Origin of the sequence: Priestia sp. SIMBA_032 (genome assembly GCF_046535215.1) — a bacterium.
Classification (GTDB): Bacteria; Bacillota; Bacilli; order Bacillales; family Bacillaceae_H; genus Priestia; species Priestia aryabhattai.
The window spans coordinates 1-249 of the sequence record NZ_JAWRXD010001238.1; the positions used below are offsets into that span (position 1 = coordinate 1).

A 249-nucleotide genomic window follows, 5' to 3' on the forward strand; every position below is an offset into this window, starting at 1 on the left:
TCCGAGAGCGCCGTCCTCACCGACGTCATCGACCTGGACGAGGTGGCCGCCGTCCGCCGGTTCGGCACCGGCGGCGTGACCCGGCCGTGGCGGCAGTACGACGGGGCGGAGTCGACACTCGCGCTTCCGCTCTACGACGGCAGCATCTCGTCGTCCCGCTGGACGCCCGCCGCCGCCGCTGCCGGCGCCGCCGCCACGACTCCTGCGGAGGTGCTCGCGTGAGCGCCGCCCCGCAGTTGAAGGCGAAGC

1 protein-coding gene is annotated in these 249 nt (G+C 75.1%); it reads left to right on the forward strand.

Annotated elements, in window-relative coordinates; translation table 11 throughout:
* Positions 1-222 (forward strand): hypothetical protein (locus tag SB717_RS38290; protein WP_410908426.1); only part of this gene is annotated, 222 nt, incomplete at its 5' end.
* Positions 223-249: the final 27 nt, after the last annotated feature.